Genomic DNA, 19,316 nt, shown 5'->3' with positions numbered 1-19,316 from the left:
ATGATTTATACCCCGATAAACATGACGAGTATGATAATTACCCTAATGCTAACGACATTAGCGCTATATATTTTTCCTCACCCGTTAATCTTTATTGTTATAGGTTTAATTCCCTTTGCGCTATGGGGTATGGTCAACTTCTCATTTTATATTGTGTTAGCATTTGTCGTTTTTTCTTTTTTTCGGATTCATGAAGTATTTCCTTTTTTAGAACCCTTAAAGTTACCTTTATTACTGGCTCTATCAGCACTATTTGTTATCTTTTTACGGGCAACTATAAGCAAAAACCTTAACCCTTACTGGTGTCCACAATTTACCTTTTTAATACTATTTTTTTTACTGGTAACAATTGCAATCCCCTTTGCTAGTAATGTCGCAGTAGCCAAAAATTCTTGGACTGGTGTTTACAGCAAAATAATATTAATTACCTTTATTGTTGCCTGGATGATGCGTCAAGAAAGTCACTTTATCACCGCTAGCCGGGTATTTATTTTTTCTGGTGCCTGTGTAGGTATAATTGCCTTGTATAACAAATTAAATAATATTGGCTTAGTGGAAGGCTCTAGGGTCACCATAGGCCGAGATATCGGTTCATTACTTGGCGATCCAAATGATTTAGCCTTGGTCCTCTTGTATCCCATGGCTTTTGCTATAGCCACATTTCTAGAGAAATCACTTTCTAAGTTTGAACGATTTTTTAGCTTTAGTACTTTTTGCATTTTACTTTATGCATTACTTGCCACCCAAAGCCGCGGTGGTTTATTGGGTTTTTTAGCCGTAATAAGCTTATTCGCTTATAACCGTATACGTTCAAAGGTCTTATTATTTTCTGGTGGCGCTATTTCAATGATGATTTTATTTATTGTTGCTGGCATTAGCGATAGAGCATCAGGCGGCGCAGCAGAAGAAGGCATAGATGAATCAGCAATGGGCCGCTTGTATGCATGGGAAGCTGCATGGAATATGGCTCTAGACAATCCTATTTTTGGCGTAGGAATTAATAACTTTTATTATAATTACTTTTCTTACAGCACTCATTGGGATGGCTTAAATCACGCTGTACATTCCACTTGGTTCGGCGTATTGGCAGAGTCTGGTTTTGTTGGCTTTATCCTTTTCGTTTCGTTAATTGTCAGTACCCTACTGATGTCTTTAAAAATGTTGAAAACAATCAAGACTGAACATCATACCCCTGGCATACGGGTTGCTTTAAATGCAGCTCCCGCCGGTATTATTGGCTTTATCGTTTCAGGAACCTTCTTGACACAAGGTTTTATTTGGCCAATCTACCTGCAAGTGGCCTTAGTTATCGCCTTGAATCGTTATCTGCAATCAAAGAACCAACTATGAGTAGTTGAAAATATGAGGAGGTCATATGTCAGAAAATATAACACAGGGAAAAGGAGTTAGAACTCGGGTTTTATATGTTCACTATGGCGAAAACTGGCTTCGAGGCAGTGAAATAGTGCTACTAGATTTACTTAAATCAGCAAAATCAGGCCATTACGCACCTGTACTTTGGTGTAATAGTGAGGTTTTAGCAAAAAAGGCTAAGTGTTTGGGTATTGACGTTATCTTAGACAACTTTGTATGCCTTGGTTATTGGACTCTGCCTCGATGGAACTTCATACAGTTTTTCAAATTATTGGCTAAAGCCAGAAAATTAATAACAGATTATAAAATCTCTTTAGTGCACTGTAACAACGGCGCGCCCTGTCAATGGATGGTACCTGTTTGCAAATATACTGCTACGCCTTTATTGCTACATTTACATGCACGGTATATGTATAGAGACCGGTTAACCTTATTGTTCCACGGCGCTGATAGCGTCATAGGTGTCAGCCAATCAGTCACTGCGTTATTTAAACAAGATGAATTTATAAACCAGCGAGTCGAGGTGATTTATAATGGTATTGAGCCCAAACGAGTACTGAGTTCAACTCCACGTGACCTTAGAGCTGAACTCTCAGCAAAAGAAGATGACTTTGTCATCTTATATATGGGCTCATTAATCTCTAGAAAACGAGTAAATGTATTATTGTATGCTATCGAGAAGTTAACAAAAGATTATCAGGTAAAACTTGCCATTTTTGGCTCTGGTTGTGAAAAAACCAAGTTAGTGCATTTAGTCGCTCAGTTAAATTTAAATAATAGCGTTAAATTCTTTCCCGCTAGCGATGAGGTAGCTGAAATATACTCAAGCAATGCCGATTGTTTTATTTCAGTGCCTGCTGAAGAGGTTTTTGGTCTAACGTTGGCCGAAGCAAGTTTGGCTAAACTGCCCATTATTACCAGTAATATTGCTGGTATTAATGAAATATATAACCATCAAGAAAATGCGCTTTTAGTTTCGCCCAACAATAGCGATGAACTGGTTAACGCGATAAGGTCCTTAATTGAAATACCCTCTTTAAGAAAGAAACTCGCTGACAATGCCCAAAAACATATAAAGCAGTCTTTCTCTTTAGAGCAGCAATTTATTGCCTTCAATCTTGCCTATCAAAGCTTGTTGCATCATAAAAGCCAGCGCAATGTGATGGCCACTATTTTTTTGCATGTTAAAACATTATTTATAGCCTTTTTAAGCAAGGCCTTAACTAAAGGCTATAAATTTCTGACAATGAAGTTTTCATGGGGAAAGAGTCATGATTAAACGTGTATTAATTTATGATCCTGTGCCTTTTAAGGGCGGGTCTAAAAAAGTCATGCAGACAATAATTGCTGAATTACCCCGTAATATTGAGGTATGGGTTATTTCGAATGACAAAGAGTCATGGTGTTCTGATTACGATGGTTGCAACACCTGCGAGACTAATGTCAACTTCGTGCCTTTGTTCTCTCCTCGTTACCTACAGAATAAAACAACTGGCATACTCTTCTTTTTAAAGCACTTTGTTTACTTATTTTCTTTACTAAGCAATATGATAAGACTTAAAAGATTTACCAAGATTATCGGTTTTTCCGGGCCAAGCGTTGATTTTTCTTTATACCTTCTTAGTGAAATCATTAACATAGATATTGTTCAGCTTGTTCAAGGCAATATTGCTAACTCTAAGGTTTCAAGTTTTGGCTTAACACGAGCAAAGCAGGTGTTTTACCTACCCTCCACTCACTCTTCTATTGTACAAACTTTAACATCCCACAGTAATAATGAAAAAATCACTAAAAAAAAGTTTAAACCTTTTATCAATGGGATTAACTGCTCCGCCATAAAAGCAAAAGATACACATAATAAAAATAGCGATAAAGTAGGTTTTTTGTGGGCCGCCTCATTATTAAAGTGGAAGCGGGTGGAGCTCTTTATTTCTGCGGTGTCTGAACTAAATAACAACCATAAAAATATTGATAAATACTTTGCTAGCGTTTGTTATATTGATCCCCAAACCGATGCTTATTTTGATATAACTCACCTTGCTAAAGTTGATAATCTTTACTTGTATGCAGATCCGAAAAATCTAAATGATATTAGAGCGCGATCATCGGTATTTATCTCCACTTCAGAACATGAACCTTTTGGCCTGTCGATTTTAGAAGCAATGGCTGCTGGACTCGCCATCGTAATACCCGCCGACAATGCTTATTGGGATCAAAACCTTACAGATGGATATGACTGTATTAAATATAACCCAGATGACATGGAAAGTTTAGTGCAAGCATTAACCCGATTAATCAATGATCCTACTTATTTATTGAAAATTGCTCAACAAGCAAAGCATTCCGCACAACAATATTGCCATTTACGCTGCTATTCTCAGATTCTCAAATGCATTCCTAATTAGCAAAACACACTTTGCAATATGCAAATAAAAAACCACAGAACACATTAAGCGATTGATTTTAAAGCACATATACAACTGGCCTGATAGCTGCATCTCAATAAAGTAGCTAAACAATATAAAAGAGGTAGTTGTTATGTGTGGAATTATTGGGGCAGTAGCAGAATCAGCAATAAAACCAGTATTAGAAGGTCTTGGCAGACTTGAGTATCGCGGTTATGACTCATCTGGTATTTCAATATTATCTAATAATGAAATTCAAACAATTAAAGCACAAGGCAAACTTAGCAACTTAAAACAAAGATTATCAATGCAATCTATTGATGGTGATTGTTGCATAGGTCATACCCGTTGGGCAACACACGGCAGAGCTAATGTAACCAATGCCCATCCTCATCAATGTGGCCAAGTATCCGTTGTTCACAATGGAATTATCGAAAACTACCTACAGCTAAAACAACAATTAATGCAATGGGGCCATCACTTTAATAGTTCAACTGATAGCGAAGTAATTCCTCATTTAATAAATCATTATCTCGGTCAGCAAATGACTGAAGAACAAGCTATTGAGAAAACCATCAGCCAATTAAAAGGCAGTTATGCCCTTGGTGTGCTAATCAATGGTGTCAGTAGTAATCTTTATGCAGTTAAAAAAGATAGTCCTTTAGTGATATCACAAGGTAATAATGGTGCTTATATGGCCTCAGATGCCATGGCTTTAGGCACTGATAGCGGTAAAATCTATTACCCTAAAGATAATGAATTAATAAAATTAAACAGTCATGAAATAAAACTTTGTAATAGCTCTACCAATAAGGAGATTCATTATATTGCTAACAAACAATGTGCAAAGGTTGTGTCAAAGGGAGAGCATAGCTCTTTCATGGAGAAAGAAATCTTTGAGCAAGTAGATTTACTTAAAAGACTGTCAGTTACTAATCAAAGCAGTGAATATTCAATCATTAATTTTAACAGCTTGAATAAGATCACCATTATTGCTTGTGGCACTTCATATTATGCAGCCTCAGTGGCAAAATCTTGGTTTGAAAAGTATGCCAATATTTCAGTTGAAATAGATATAGCCTCAGAATATCGTTATCGCTCACCTATCGTCTCCAATAATGAATTGTCTATTTTTGTCTCTCAATCTGGAGAAACAGCGGACACGCTAGCAGCATTACGTTATGCCAAAAGTAAAAAAGCACAAACACTGGCATTAGTTAATGTGGCTAATAGCAGCATAGCGCGAGAGGCAAATTTTACTTTTGAAATTTACGCCGGTCCTGAAATTGGTGTTGCTTCAACCAAAGCGTTTACTTGTCAGTTAGCAATATTTTATAAAATGGCTGTTGAAGCAGCACAACAAAGAGCATTTATAGAGGAGACTGAATTAGCCCAATTAACACAAAGCTTTCTGCAATTGCCCTCTATCATGGAGAAAGTTTTACAACGCTGTACTGAAATGAAAATGATGGCTAAAAAGTTGTCTAACTATAAAAACATCCTTTTTCTTGGTCGTGGTGCACTCACCGCGATTGCACAAGAAGGTGCGCTGAAGCTCAAAGAGATCAGCTACATTCATGCAGAGGCTTATGCCGCAGGTGAATTAAAACACGGCCCTATAGCCTTACTTGATGAAAATATGCCAGTACTGGTCATAGCCCCTAAAAATAGCCTGACTGATAAATTGCTTTCAAATATTCAAGAAGTACAAGCGCGCAATGCACCTCTGTTTATTATTGGTGATAAGAGTATACGCCAGCATATCACCATAAAAGAGGATGAATTCTTTGAATTACCATCAATACCAGAGTCCATTCTACCCATAATCAGCGTTATCCCCATGCAACTACTCGCTTTATACAGCGCTCAGATGTTAGGAAAAAATGTTGACCAACCTAGAAATTTAGCTAAATCGGTGACAGTCGAATGAATACATTTAACATAAATCACGCCAAGCAATGGGCTAAAACCAGTGACAGTTTTTTAGCCCTGTTGATTAAAAAATTATGGTTTAAAATTAAAACCATAGAGATGCCGAATATCCCTGTCGTCTTTAAATTACTTTATTTTATTCACTTAGTATTAAAACAGACGATTAGTGATGTACTGCGCATCATTTATTACACACCTTTACTTAAATCAAGGCTTAAAAACAACCCCAAACAGCTTTATTTATATGGCGGTTTGCCTGTAGTAATTGGCAGTTTAGACATTGTTATGGGGGATAGAGTCAGATTGGCAGCCATGACCACAATAAGTGGCCGTGCTGTTGGCCAGTACATCCCGCAACTAATCATTGGTGATAATGTAGGCATTGCCTGGCGTACCTCTATCTCGGTAGGTAAGACTATTATCATTGGTAATAATGTGCGTATAGCCGGAGATTGTTATTTAGCAGGTTATCCTGGACACCCTGTAAATGCCGAGTTACGCGCTTTAGGAAAACCCGATGAAGAATCACAAGTTGGTGATATTATTTTAGAAGACGACGTTTGGTTAGCAACTGGGGTAAAAGTAATGCCAGGGGTAACCATTGGCCGTGGCACTATCGTTGCTGCAGGTAGTGTTGTCACTAAGAGTTTGCCTAGCTATGTCTTAGCTGGCGGAGTACCAGCAAAAATTTTGAAATCAATTGAGGATGAAAGTCATGAATGATTATAAAGGAAATTCAACACCTTCAGTTGCTGCTAATAAAGATAGACCTTTGATTGTTTTCGGTGAAGACTGGGGCGCGCATCCCAGTTCAACTCAGCACATAGTTAAAGTACTCGGCCAAAATAGGCCGGTGATCTGGCTTAATTCAATAGGCCTTAGAAAACCAAGGCTAACCCAGCATGACTTGGTCAGAATGTTTAACAAAGTTAAATCTTTCATTGTTGATCAACAAAAGAGTAATAAAACTAAAGAGGGTAATAAAAATAGCAACAACGATAATGACAGTCGATTCATCATCATTAACCCTTTAGTATTTCCCTGTGCAAGCAACTGGTTTACTTTAAAGCTGAGTAAGACTATTTTAAAGTGGCAGCTTAAGTTCGCCTGTAAAAAGCTAGATCTAACAGATGCCATTATTTGGGCATCATTGCCAACCACTGTTGATTATTTAGAACTCTTTGACAAAGCTCCTTGTGTGTATTATTGCGGTGACGACTTTAATAGCCTTGCTGGTGTTGACCATCAATTTGTATCACAAAAGGAAGGGGAATTAATTAAAAAATCTAGCTATATCTTTACTGCTAGTGAAAAGTTACTCGGTAAGTTCCCTAGCAGTAAAGCAGTCAATATTCCCCATGGCGTAAACTTTTCCCTGTTTAGTAAGCAGGTAAATAGTATTCCTGGTGATTTACCATTAGGTAGACCTATCGCGGGCTTTTACGGCAGCATTTCAAACTGGTTAGATCAAGATTTATTAGTTCAAACAATTAAGGCGCTGCCACATTGGCGATTTGTTTTTATCGGTAAAATTGACTGCGATGTTGATAAACTTGAGCAGTTTTCCAATGTCTATTTTCTAGGAACTAAGCCCCATACTGACTTACCTAAGTACATACAAAACTGGAACGTTGCTATCCTACCCTTTGTCAATAATAAACAAATCCAAATGTGTAACCCTTTGAAATTAAGAGAGTACTTAGCGAGTGGCACACCAATAGTTACCACTGATTTTAATGCTTTAAATGGCTATCGAAAATATCTGCAAATAGCAGACGCAGCCAAACCATTTTATCAAGCGATATTACTCGCCAATGCTGAAATAGTACCGGCCATTAATTTTGACAAGCTTGAAAATATAAGTGACTTACTCGCCATAACTCAAATTAAGCAGTCGAGGAAAAATTCGGTCATCGATGAGTCATGGGAGAGTAGAGCAATGGCTGTGCAGCGTTATTTACTGATGTGCGAAGAGGGATAATGCATTATTGCTAACAGTTAATACAGGCTTAATTAATGGGTATAAAGACTGAAAAACAACTACCTTTGCCTAACTCTGATCTAACCGTTATTTTACCATCATGTTGTTCAATTATTTGATGACTAATGGACAGACCTAAACCAGTACCTTCGCCAACAGGCTTACTGGTATAAAAAGGAGTAAATATTTGTGCAATGTTCTCCGGGTCTATACCTGTGCCAGTATCTTCAATTTCAATGACAACACAGCTTTCATCAATAAAGCTTCTAACAAAGATATCGCCTTTACCGGTTATGGCTTGCCCTGCATTTATCAGTAAATTCATGAATACTTGGTTCAACTTACCTGGAAATACATGTACTTTGGGTAATGCTTTTAAATCTATATGCATTTTACAACAGTATTTTAATTCATTGTGAACCATATTCAGTGTTGCACTCAAGCCCTCATTAATATCGACCAGTGCTTTTTCAGGCTGATCAATACGAGCAAAGGTTTTTAAGCTTTTTACTATTTCAGTAACACGATCAACACCTGAAATACTACTCTTTATCAATGGTGGTGAATCTTTAAAGAGAAACTCTAGTTCATATTTCTTTGCTAATTTTTTGTGATTTTCTTTGTCTTCTTTACTAGCAAGTGTTTCATTAAATTCATGATAATATTTTTCAATATCAGAAAAGTAATCTTCTAGTACTTCTAAATTACTGCGAATAAAGCCGATAGGATTATTAATTTCATGGGCTACACCCGCAGCAAGAACGCCAATACTGGCCATTTTTTCAGATTGAACCAGTTGAGATTCACTCTGCTTTAACTCTTCGATAGTATTTGAGAGTTTCTCATAGCTTTCCTTTAACGCTCGTTCACGCTCGGCTACCTTTTCACTCATATGGTTAAACTGCCTAAATAATCCGGAAAACTCAGTAAACCTTAAGTTTTCTTTAAGCGCGGTGTGTTCATTACCTTTTTCAAGACTTGATGTTAGCTGAGAAAGAGCGAGAATGGGTTTAACAAAATAACGATAGCCATATAAATAAGCCAACAAGGTTGTAAATACTATGGCAAGAACTATATAGCTAGCCAATTGGATAACTAAGTTAGATATAGCATTATTTCTATAAGCTTCATCTACGGTAAAGTTAAAACTAACACCAACATCTTGCCATTGGATGGTTTGCTTAGTCCCTATAACCTGCTTACCAAAAGTTGCAATAGTTTTCGAGCCTTTCACCACTTCAATCATTAAACCATCAAGCATCTCAGAGTCAATTTGACCAGAATGAATGGTGTCTAATGGTATATTAGCAACTAAAACCCCCTCAACTTGCTGGTTATATAATACAGGAAAAGCTATGCACCAAAAAAATGCACCTTCAATATTTAATATTTGAATAGAGTAACTTTCTTTTTGAGCAAATATGTCTTCCAACCAGGGAAATTTTTTATAATTAAGAGTACTTTCTAGGGTGGAGTGTAATGTTGTACCTTCAAAATCAAGTAGAGTTTCATCATACTTTTGACCTAATAAAGTTAAACCCGCCATATAATCTTTTATTTTCCCCAAATTACTTTTAGGCTGCATAAGGGCTTGTACAAAAAGAGCCGCTTGGGACTGCTCTTTCAATAAAATTAAATGGTGATTAATGAGCACATGGTAATTATTATTTATGGTGTTAATTTCTCTTTTAGCTATTTTCTCATATTCAGTATTAACTAAATCAACCACATGATTGTTCACTAAGCTGGTAATAATCACCGCCAAACCAACACAACTAATAAAAACAAACCTTGCCAGAGCAAAAGATACCGTAGTTTTAACCATTTATACCACTCAATAATAATACATTCACTATTCATACTCTTTACTATTTAAGTAAAACAACCTCGTCTTTACTGTTATATCTTCCCATCGAGTAATCATCAATAGTTAGCGCTTCATGAGCATCAAGCTTTTGCTTGCTAAACGGTGTGAAAGGTCGATGATATGTTTTCAACAATCCAGAGACAGGCTCAGCTAAGTGTTCTAAGGCATGATGCACCAAAACCTTGTCTTGGTTTTTATCACCGGTTAACTTAACTTGTCTAATAGCTGCAATGACTATTTTGGTTAGATCATAAGCATGAACAAATCCAGTTGGTGCTTTAATGTCAGTTTTATTGTTTAAACCTTCATTTGATTTAATACTCAAGGCTAATACATTTTCAGCCAAGGGTGATATATTATCATTGAGAAAGGAAAAGCTTGTTTGAATAAATTGCAAATCTACTTTTTTTCGTTCCGTGGCAGTAACTTTTTGGGTAAAATCACCACCCGTTATGCCCCAGTGACTTCTTATAGGCAAACGGATATTTTCCGGTAGTTCAACCATAGCATGAGTAAAAGTAACGCCTTCTACTGAGTTACCAACAAAGAAAATCACATCAGCACCACTGTTTTTAATATCTCTCAGTAATACTTTTGCGTGATTCTTGCCTGCCCCCCAATTGAACCAAGACAGTCCTACCGGTTTTATAGACGCTTCTTGTAAGGCTTTTGTCATGGTTTTTTCATTTGAACGTCCCCAGCCAGTATCCTCTAATAATAAATAAGGTTTACTAAAGCCCTCTTCAATGGCTTTTTTACTTATAAAACTACCGGCATTACTATCATCAATGGATAAGCGAAATATCCAGTTTTGTGATGATGAACTACGCGTAATAGGCCCAGCAGCTGCCCAAGGATCTAAAAGTAATATTTTATTGTCATTAATAAAAGATTTGTTGGCTAATAAAGGTGGGGAATGCAACCCTGAAAAAACCATTAAAGCTTGGTCATCGAGTAGGAATTTTTCTAAATTACGCCGACTACGTAATGAATTAGCTCTATGGTCTTTGATAACAAGCTCAAACTGAATTCCCTGTATTTGGTTATCAACTTCAGCCAGCGCTGTAGTAATACCTTGCTGAATGGCTAAGCTCGATGCTGTCGCGCCACTAAAATCGGCATCAAGATAAATAGTATATTTTTGCTCTGCGTACACATTAGAAGAGAAACTGGTGATAAAGATGAAGCTGGTACAAATTAAAAATTCAAATACATATTTCATAAAAAACATAAACTATCCTTTTATTAATTAATGACATACTTGTCTTATTCATTATAGTTAAGTTATTACTTTAGCAGATTAATAATACTATTTTTTGAAAAATATGACTTAAAATAGACTAATAACGCTTTTGACTATTCTTTTAGCCGCTTGAACATGTTTTTTAAAGTTAAGTGAATTAGCCAAAAGCAGCTATCTAACCTAACTATGGCCACAAGTTTGCCGAAAGTTAGAAAAAATAGTGTGATAAAAGAAGTAAATTCTAGGGGGGAGTTGGTTCAGTTAATTAAAAAACTATTGAGGGAAGTTATCAATACATCCTCAATATTGATTGATCTGTAATTATAATAGTACTCTAATTTCATCTCTAGCATCACGAAGATTTTGCCCAAGCTGCTCAACGGCTTGATCAACTTTTCGCTCAAAACAATGCTCGAGTAACTTACAAATAGCTATGTATTGTTTTGCTTTATTAATACGTAAAAAACAAATATGGTTAAATCGTTCAATTTTAGTTCTTATATTAGTAATCATTTCCTCTGTTTGTGGCCGTCTAATGCCCGAATATAAACAGTTGTAATATTCGGTATTTAAACCGTTCCATACTTTCGCTGAAGAAGCCATATTGATTTTCTCAATAATTTGTTGTGCGTCTTTTAACTTTTCATCAGAAATGAGCGGAAGTGAAGCCGCTAACATGTCAGTTTCTATCAGTATCTTCAAGGCAAATAATTCGTCAATTTGCTCTGAATTAATACTAGAAACAATCGCACCTTTATTTGCCTCAATAGAAATATAACCTTCACCATTTAATAACTGTAACGCTTCACGAATAGGAATTTTGCTGACATTATATTCTTTTGCTAAAACTTCTTGGTAAATACGTTCTCCTGGTTTTATTTCCCCTATTACAATTCTCTCTCTAAGACTTTCAACGACAAGCTCGGTAATCGTTTTATACTGAGGTCTAATTGTCTCAAGCATCTAATTTCCTAATGATATAATGAATATGACACTGAAAATCACCGGTTAGTAACTTCAGTTTTAAGCGTTATCAGGCTTAAAGTAAGTGAAATATACGATATTCATCATATCTTTGTAAGCCGTGAAAAAGTCAAATGAAGCAATCATTTAGGAAAAATGATAATAATGATTTAACCGCTGTAATGCGCCAACAGCATTACAGCAGTGAAAATAAAGAGCTTATTTACAACAATGGCTCAATTGGTAAGAAAAATTAACTTATAAGGGTGTTTTATTACTTTGATAAAAGATGATACAAAATTATAAATTACTAGCTAAGCCATACAGGAAAACTAATGCAGACTGCTTTTTGCTTTAGCTATTACGCTAAAAGATTTTATCGCCACTATAAATATCATCGACACGGGTATCAAACCTCTCACCGTAAAGAGCAGTAATTTAATCTAATTGACTTGTCCTTGCAGGGCAATTACCTGAGCGTGAATATGACAGCAGTGTCGATAATGTTTGGGGATTTTATTGAAGAAAATAACATAATGCGACGTTAACACCGTCATAAATAATGATTGATAATGACAGTGTTTTTGCAACATAGTTTATTCATTATAGCTATAAAGAAGTGAGTCACTGTATTCGCCTAGTTCAGGAATCTTGCTTAGCTAGGTATTAAAGCAAATGTTGACATAGTATTTACAAATACATACTTGCCACTATATTTACCTTAACGGCTGAGTAACGTTCAATGTAATGTCAATAATGTCACCTTAATAATGACCTACGTTGCTGCGTTATTGCTAACGCCTGCCGGAGGGTTAGTCAATCAGAAGCAAACTAGTATTATTGTCAACCGACTCGATCAGGAAGATAGACTTTTCATCTTGACTAACCACTATATTGGGATAATTATCTTTGCTTTTGACAACATAAATGACTTTTTGGCTGGCAAACTCATAAAAATATATAGCATTTTGGGTAACCGCTACTCGGTCCATAAAATAGATGCCTTTTGCAGTCACAACAAAGTCATTAACTGAATAGCGATTATTAATATAGGTTCGATCGATGATTTTATGCTCTTGCCCTGTTTCAGCATTAACATAATAAATATCAAAACTTACCTCTTTGGAATAATAGAAACTGCCATCGCTATTTTCATGAACTAGGTTGGCTTGTGCTAACTGTGGCAACTCTTTAATTGGATAACCAGTGCCACCCATTTTTACCGCACGTGCATTACCTTGTGCAAAGCCGGGCAGATAAATATCATTACCGTCATAGGAAAACCTTCCCGCATAGAGGTTTTCATTATCTGGGCATAACGGGCTGTCTTTACCATTGCTTATATTGATTATTCGACAAGTTTTATTGATAGAAAACAAGGCAGATTGAGTACCTTTTCGCCAATGCAAACTCAACGGATATCTATATTCAGGCTTTTCATTAAACTCTACCAATTTAGCCGCTTTACCCTCACTAAACTTCCATAGCTCAACTTGATAATTAGGCTTAATTGAGGCAAAAATCAACCCATCGTCCCCTATACCAGCAATAGCACGAATAGATAGGTTGTTATTGACAATGACTGCTGCTGTACCGTCTCCTCCTAATATTGGGTTATTAATTTTGATAATTTGAGTGGTTAACGAGGATAGTCCCCAGTCTTGCTGCATAATAAACTGGTTACTCTTGGGGACTTTTAATGGCCAGTAACCTAGGTATTGCTTTGCCGACAATTTAACTATTGTTTGCTCTTGCAGATGGTAGCTTGATAAATATCCCTGCTGATCAACGAAGTAAATTTCTTTACTGTCATCAGAAAAACTTATATTTAAACGCTCTTCCAGGCTCTCCACTTTTGTTGCCACTAAAGTTTTATTGACCAAATCATATAAATATAATTGATAACCGGCATTTTTCTTTGACCGCATAATAGCCAGCCAATTTTTATTAGGTGAAACCATAGCGGCATAATCGCCTAAATTACCAATATCGCCAAATAGGTCTAAAGGTGGCGAGGTTATTTGTTCTGAGCGATCTAAAGCGAGATCGTATAAATAGATTCTTAACGGAGCCGATACAGCTTCTCTAGCACTGTAATAAAATTGACTGTCATCCAACCAACTTATAGCTGGCGATAGATTGGTTTTATTAAGGGGTATAATAAGTTTGGCATTACTTGCAGTTAACCGCTTAGCATTAAAGTCAGCAATATAAATACCTTTGGCGGCTTTACGCCGAATAAACGCTATATATCTTTTATTGGGCGAAATACTGACAAAATTGTCTTTATTATCTCCACTATCAAACACTTTTTGTACTTGCAGAGGCGCTTGCATTTTACTGGCGTACAATTCCCAAGTAGAGTTTCTTGATGTACGATTTGAATAAATTAGAATTTCGCCATCTTGGCTAATCGCTGGGCTTTGCTCTCTCCCTTGTTGTGTGGTTAATACACTACTATGCTGATAAGTTTTGGGGATATTAACAACATAAATCAACACAATAATTAAGCTTAGCAGTACGCTAGCAATCAATGCTTTCACATAAGTCTGTTTGTTGATAGTTCGAGTACTATTTAGGTCAGTCTTTTCATCGGTAGTGCTATGGTTGTACTCAGCCGTATATCTGCTGCTTTGTGTGCTTCCTTCGGTTATTTCATCCGTAGGAGCTGTCGTCAATTGTGACTGTTGGCTAACGGTTGCAATAAGTCGATAACCACTTTGACTGCCGGTAACCGTATGAAAAAACTTAGTTTGAGAGTCTAGTTTTGCCAATGTCTGGCGTAGACTATAGATGTGATTATTTATGGTGTGATTTGACGCCGTTGAGTTTTGCCAAACATCTTCTCTAAGGTTGTCCCGAGTAATCACCTGTTCAGAGTGCGCGGCAAAGTAGCAAATCACCTTCATCGCCATCGATTTAATTTCAATGGTATTACCATCAAAAGTAATTTCATCTGTTGCCGGATTAATGGTTACATTAGCGAGTTTAAAAGGTTTATTCGTATCGAGCATAGTTGAGTTTTTATTTATTATTATTATTAAAGCACTAAGTCACCCTCTCACTTTGAATAAAAGAAGTCAATGCAGAATGGTTTCTTGCCTCTAAAGAAAAACACAAGCTAATAAAGCTTGTGTTTTAATTCAAAAAATAATGCTATTTTTAATGAGGCTTAGAACTCATATGAGAAGCCACCGTAGAAGTAACGCCCCATAGAGTCATATTGCGCTCTACCGTAAGAAGTTGATGGATGATCGAAATAGTTTTTATCAAAAACATTATTTACACCAAGGTAAACACTACCATTTTCTGTTACATCATAACCGAATCTAATATCATGCATGATAGAGTGTGGCGCAAACGGTTCATCATATAATTCATAAGTGCCATCTTCATCAAGTTGATACCCTTCGGCATAATTAGTGGTCCAATTCACTGTTAATGCTTCATAATTATAGGTCATCACAAAGCGTGTTTTAAGCTCAACGTTTCTATAACCAATGCCTTTATCAGAATTAACTGAACTTTCTGCACTATTTTGGTAAGTTGAATCTAATAGTTTGGTTGCATTAAAGGCAAAATCAACCTCTCCAAATTCAGCTAAACTTTGCAAATAAGATAATTCAAAATCGACTCCTGTAACATTCACAAATGCTTGGTTTACTGTAGTATTTAACACGTTGCTAATATTACCGTCAGCACCACGTGTAACCAGTGGACAATAAATACTATTGTTAACATCGTCTTCTTTAGCACATTTATCTAACGTGCTTTGAATCCCTGCGCTTCCCATGGCATCTTCTAAGTCAATATCATAGTAATCTACAGTCATTGATAAATTGTCAATGAAACTTGGTGTATAAACAATACCCACAGTCAATGTTTTCGCGGTTTCAGGTTGCAATTCAATATTACCCGTAGTGGTAGCATTTACACCTGCTGCTAACTTTGTTGCAGAATCAAAATTAGCAGGATCTGCTATGCCCCATGCTTGACAATTGGCAATGATTTGATCTTTATTTTCTGCTGAGGAATTTTGAATTTGAATCGAATCACAAGGATCCACTTTACCACTTGAAAATGCTGTTCTTACCGCGGAGAACTGCTCGCTAAGTTGTGGTGCTCGTGTAGTAAGCGCATACGTAGAACGCATTGCTAAACCGTCAATAATGCTCCAATTAACACCCAACTTCCAGGTATTATGTTTACCCGCATAAGTATAATCAGAGATACGGCCCGCAGCGCTCAATAATAACTCATCAACTAAGAAAACATCAGACAATACAGGAGCTTCCACCTCTAGAAATACTTCTTGAGTCGTTTTTGCAGCATACCAAGGTTGTTTCTTTGTCCCTGCTATGCCACTTTGCCATGATTCATCCACTTTCATATCGAGTGATTCACGACGCACATCAATACCTGCGGCAAACATTAATGCACCATAAGGTAACTCCAGAATGTCACCCGACGTTGTCGCTGCTAATGCATATTGCTCTGACGTTATTTGACTACCAAACGCATCTAAGGAGATGTAATCAAGTGCTTCTTGTGACATAGGCAATGCCGGGTGGCTTCCTGGGCAATCAAAAACATCTACACCACAACGTTCGCCATCATCATTAGTAATAGCCTTATGTCCATCGCTAAACCTGTCTTCATTGGTATAGTTTGACAAAAGTGTATCATGTTTTGTTTGACCGGCTGAGACATAAACATCCCATACCCAATCATTAGAGAATTCACCCGCTAAAGAGCTTGAAAAAGCAAAAAGCTCGCGTTCTACATCACTGGTACGTGGACCTAACTCGTTAAGACCAATAGAGGTATTAAACCAGCCATCATCTTCAGCTAGTAGTGCTTGAACATGTGCAGGGCGTACTAGGCTTTGGTCAAAATCACTATCATTGCCGCTAACCCAATAATTATACTGAGGGGAAATCTGGTTTTGACTGGTTACTTTGGTATAACGAAGATCGGCAGTAAATTGTAAGTCATCTGACAGTTCATAATTAAATAGCGTGTAAAAATTGCTTCTTTCATAAGGACTATTTACTTTGTTATAGCGGTTGATATTCCAACCTTGGGCATTATCACCTTGTTGCAGATAAAAAGGTGAGCGCCAATCATCACTATTGTACATGTAAATGGCTTCATCTCCAGTTACATTATAATAGTCTCTTCCATCAATATCGTCATTCCAAATGCCCAACATTTCACCATGAACATTATAATCTGGCCAGGCTAAGTTAGTACCTACTATTTTTGCAGGTATGCCATCATCATCACCTGTATTTAACGGGTTGTTTAGCCAAGATGTTTGTGCACCTGAGCCGGGACGGTCCATAAGACTCGCTTCACCTTCGTTGTAATAATCAATTGAAAAAACAACATTGCCTTTATCCTGATTAAAATTTACACCGGTGGTAATTGTAAACGAAGTTTGTTCACCATCGCCAATATCAGATTGGCCATATTGACCAGAAACGCGGGTGCCTTCATATTCTTTTTTCATAACAAAGTTTACGACACCGGCTACAGCATCAGCACCATACGTTGCTGCGGCGCCACCAGTTAAAATATCCACTCGTTCAAGTAAATCTACAGGAATATAACCGGTATCCGTTACCATTCTTCCATCGTCGAAAGTTGATTGTACAACTCGTCGACCGTTTACAAGTACTAAAGTACGCGATGTACCTAAATTACGTAGGTTTACTGCGCTTAAACCGGCGTTGCCAAAGCTTGAGTTACCTTGTGAACCATCATAACCCATAGCAAATTGTGGTAATTGCGTAAGTAAATCATTTATATTTAATACGCCCGTGCCTTTGATAGCGGATGCATCAATGGATACTACCGGTGAAGCTGTTTGCGTATTAATACGTGCAATACGAGAGCCAGTAACAACAATGCGCTCAACACCTTGCTCTGCACTTTCATCTACTACATCAGCTGCCAAAGCATAGGGGGTTGATAATGCTGCGAATAGCGCTACCGCAACGGGGGTGTGTTTAAATTTCATTTTCTACATCTCCAAATATATTGTTTCAAAGTTAATCTTTGCTTAAGCCATTGTTATTTTTTTAACAGACTGATGAATGTTACCGTCCGTATTTTTGTAGTTATGGCTACCCTGAGTTACAGGATGTATACAATATATTGCTAAATCACTTTCACTGTAAATATCACTTTTTTAAGGGGTATTTGCTGCAAAACAGCTTAGATGATTGTCATACCTCTGTATAAGGTGATTATTCACAGCCCTTTACAATAATGATAAACGACTGTTTAATCTTGGTTTTTTGTACAATAGATTTTAACGTTAAATAAAAACAATTAAAAAGTAACTGAGCGATGCAATTGGCTTAATTGATTTTAGAGATGATAAGCATGTGGTCATAAATGATAAGAAATTATCAGTCACCATGCAGAGTTCGTTACAATTTGTCCTTAAAAGCTACTACGCTAACAACAGTTGTAATTTATTAATGCGAAGAAAGTTTTATTAACTTGTTCATGATGATTTAAATTAAACCAATAAAGGTGGGGTTTTATCGAGAGATTATCGAGCGCTTCTTGAAAGTTTCTTGGTAATAATTACCTAAAGGTAAATATTAGAATTATATTATTCGGCTCTGCTTTTACGTTCAGGTATTGCTTTCAAGCATTGCTCTCAGGTATTAGCCTGTGAGCTTACTTTCTAGTATTAATCTCAGATATTAGCTACTGGTATTAGCCCTAGTATTGCTCGGTGCTCAAGACAGTTAATACCCACTTGTCCACTTTGAGCCACTTTTGCAATAAGTTGTAATATATTTTAGAGCCTTAACAGGTTATCTTGTTGCTGCTTTGGGCTAACGCTAATTTTGCCGGCAGTGTTTATTTACAACATTTAATTATCTTAAGGACGTTTTAATAAAATTTTAAAGTATTTGAAAGACATACAAAATTACATTTACCCAAAATCATATACAAAAAGCAAATATAAAAATAACAAGAGGAAATACCTATGAGTACAACTGATGAAACCTTTGACATGGTCGCTAATAGTGAAGGGAAATTTATCCCAAACAAGATTACCTTGAATAAAGCATTACACCAAAAAGTATGTTTATCGGTTAAAGATGAGAACACGGTAGTGCATTGCCAGTTTTATATCCACCTTGATGGGAAGAGTGACCCTATAGGCGAACCTTTCGTTGTTAGTATAGATAACAGCAAAACTTATAATTCAAGCGATTATAGTGATAGAACTTATTATTTAGTAAGCAAACTAGATAAATCTGAGTTAACCGCTATCAAACCAGAGCAACTACAGCTGGTTGATGGTCATCTTGTCGGTGCTGGTGAAGGTGGCAGTGGAAGAATTATTATCGACAACTAAATAAAAAGTACAGCCTATGTATTAGTAAAAATGGCTTAAAGTAGATGATTTAGGGTACGTGCCCTGAAATAAACTAACTAAGTCATTTTTATTATTTGCTCTTGCTTGCCCTTTTTATCTTCCCCTACTCTCATTTTAACCCTCTTTTTAGCTCTGCTTTTAGCCAT

General features: G+C 36.7%; 13 protein-coding genes. 8 read left to right on the top strand and 5 right to left on the bottom strand.

The window, feature by feature from the left end; all coding sequences use genetic code 11:
• The 6 genes from GAB14E_RS00125 (at position 1) to GAB14E_RS00150 (ending at position 7,692) form a co-directional block, all read left to right on the top strand.
• Positions 1–1,350 carry an O-antigen ligase family protein gene (locus tag GAB14E_RS00125; protein ID WP_033084660.1) on the top strand — a complete coding sequence of 450 codons (1,350 nt, stop codon included), beginning with the start codon at positions 1–3 and terminating at the stop codon, positions 1,348–1,350.
• A 25-nt stretch (positions 1,351–1,375) separates the two neighbouring features.
• Complete coding sequence (locus GAB14E_RS00130; RefSeq protein WP_033084659.1) at positions 1,376–2,653, top strand: glycosyltransferase family 4 protein; 1,278 nt, start codon at positions 1,376–1,378, stop codon at positions 2,651–2,653.
• A complete protein-coding gene (locus GAB14E_RS00135) occupies positions 2,646–3,779 on the top strand; it encodes a glycosyltransferase family 4 protein (RefSeq protein WP_033084658.1) in 1,134 nt (377 codons plus the stop codon). The genes GAB14E_RS00130 and GAB14E_RS00135 overlap by 8 nt, the downstream gene beginning before the upstream one ends.
• Positions 3,780–3,912: 133 nt before the next feature.
• Positions 3,913–5,709 carry a glutamine--fructose-6-phosphate transaminase (isomerizing) gene (gene glmS, locus GAB14E_RS00140; protein ID WP_033084657.1) on the top strand — a complete coding sequence of 599 codons (1,797 nt, stop codon included), beginning with the start codon at positions 3,913–3,915 and terminating at the stop codon, positions 5,707–5,709.
• Positions 5,706–6,434 (top strand): acyltransferase, encoded by a 729-nt coding sequence (locus GAB14E_RS00145; RefSeq protein ID WP_033084656.1) that lies wholly within the window; start codon positions 5,706–5,708, stop codon positions 6,432–6,434. Before glmS ends, GAB14E_RS00145 begins: the two co-directional genes overlap by 4 nt.
• Complete coding sequence (locus GAB14E_RS00150) at positions 6,427–7,692, top strand: glycosyltransferase (protein ID WP_052094188.1); 1,266 nt, start codon at positions 6,427–6,429, stop codon at positions 7,690–7,692. Before GAB14E_RS00145 ends, GAB14E_RS00150 begins: the two co-directional genes overlap by 8 nt.
• 28 nt (positions 7,693–7,720) lie before the next feature.
• Here GAB14E_RS00150 and GAB14E_RS00155 read toward each other — a convergent pair whose 3' ends face one another.
• From GAB14E_RS00155 to GAB14E_RS00165, 3 genes are all read right to left on the bottom strand, one after another.
• Complete coding sequence (locus GAB14E_RS00155; RefSeq protein WP_033084655.1) at positions 7,721–9,517, bottom strand: sensor histidine kinase; 1,797 nt, start codon at positions 9,515–9,517, stop codon at positions 7,721–7,723.
• Between the two features lie 43 nt (positions 9,518–9,560).
• Complete coding sequence (locus tag GAB14E_RS00160; protein ID WP_033084654.1) at positions 9,561–10,790, bottom strand: ABC transporter substrate-binding protein; 1,230 nt, start codon at positions 10,788–10,790, stop codon at positions 9,561–9,563.
• Positions 10,791–11,123: 333 nt separating this feature from the next.
• Positions 11,124–11,765: a GntR family transcriptional regulator gene (locus GAB14E_RS00165; RefSeq protein WP_033084653.1), complete on the bottom strand. Its 642-nt coding sequence runs from the start codon at positions 11,763–11,765 to the stop codon at positions 11,124–11,126.
• Positions 11,766–11,899: 134 nt separating this feature from the next.
• Here GAB14E_RS00165 and GAB14E_RS25605 point away from each other — a divergent pair, with 134 nt between their 5' ends.
• Entirely contained in the window at positions 11,900–12,022 is a 123-nt protein-coding gene (locus GAB14E_RS25605) for a hypothetical protein (protein WP_269429149.1), read from the top strand.
• 555 nt (positions 12,023–12,577) lie between these two features.
• Here the strand turns inward: GAB14E_RS25605 and GAB14E_RS00170 are convergent.
• Both GAB14E_RS00170 and GAB14E_RS00175 read right to left on the bottom strand, forming a co-directional pair.
• On the bottom strand, positions 12,578–14,779 hold the full coding sequence (locus tag GAB14E_RS00170; protein ID WP_033084652.1) for a winged helix-turn-helix domain-containing protein: 2,202 nt from the start codon (positions 14,777–14,779) through the stop codon (positions 12,578–12,580).
• Positions 14,780–14,937: 158 nt separating this feature from the next.
• A complete protein-coding gene (locus GAB14E_RS00175) occupies positions 14,938–17,787 on the bottom strand; it encodes a TonB-dependent receptor plug domain-containing protein (RefSeq protein ID WP_033084651.1) in 2,850 nt (949 codons plus the stop codon).
• A gap of 987 nt (positions 17,788–18,774) precedes the next feature.
• On the opposite strand from GAB14E_RS00175, the gene GAB14E_RS00180 reads away from it, so the two are divergent.
• Positions 18,775–19,149, top strand: coding sequence for a hypothetical protein (locus GAB14E_RS00180; protein WP_033084650.1), 375 nt, complete (start codon positions 18,775–18,777; stop codon positions 19,147–19,149).
• The last annotated feature ends 167 nt before the right edge of the window (positions 19,150–19,316 follow it).

The organism is Colwellia psychrerythraea, from assembly GCF_000764185.1.
GTDB classification, from domain to species: Bacteria; Pseudomonadota; Gammaproteobacteria; order Enterobacterales; family Alteromonadaceae; genus Colwellia; species Colwellia psychrerythraea_B.
The sequence above is the reverse complement of the archived record's forward strand: the minus strand, read 5'-3'. Positions and strand labels throughout refer to the sequence as shown.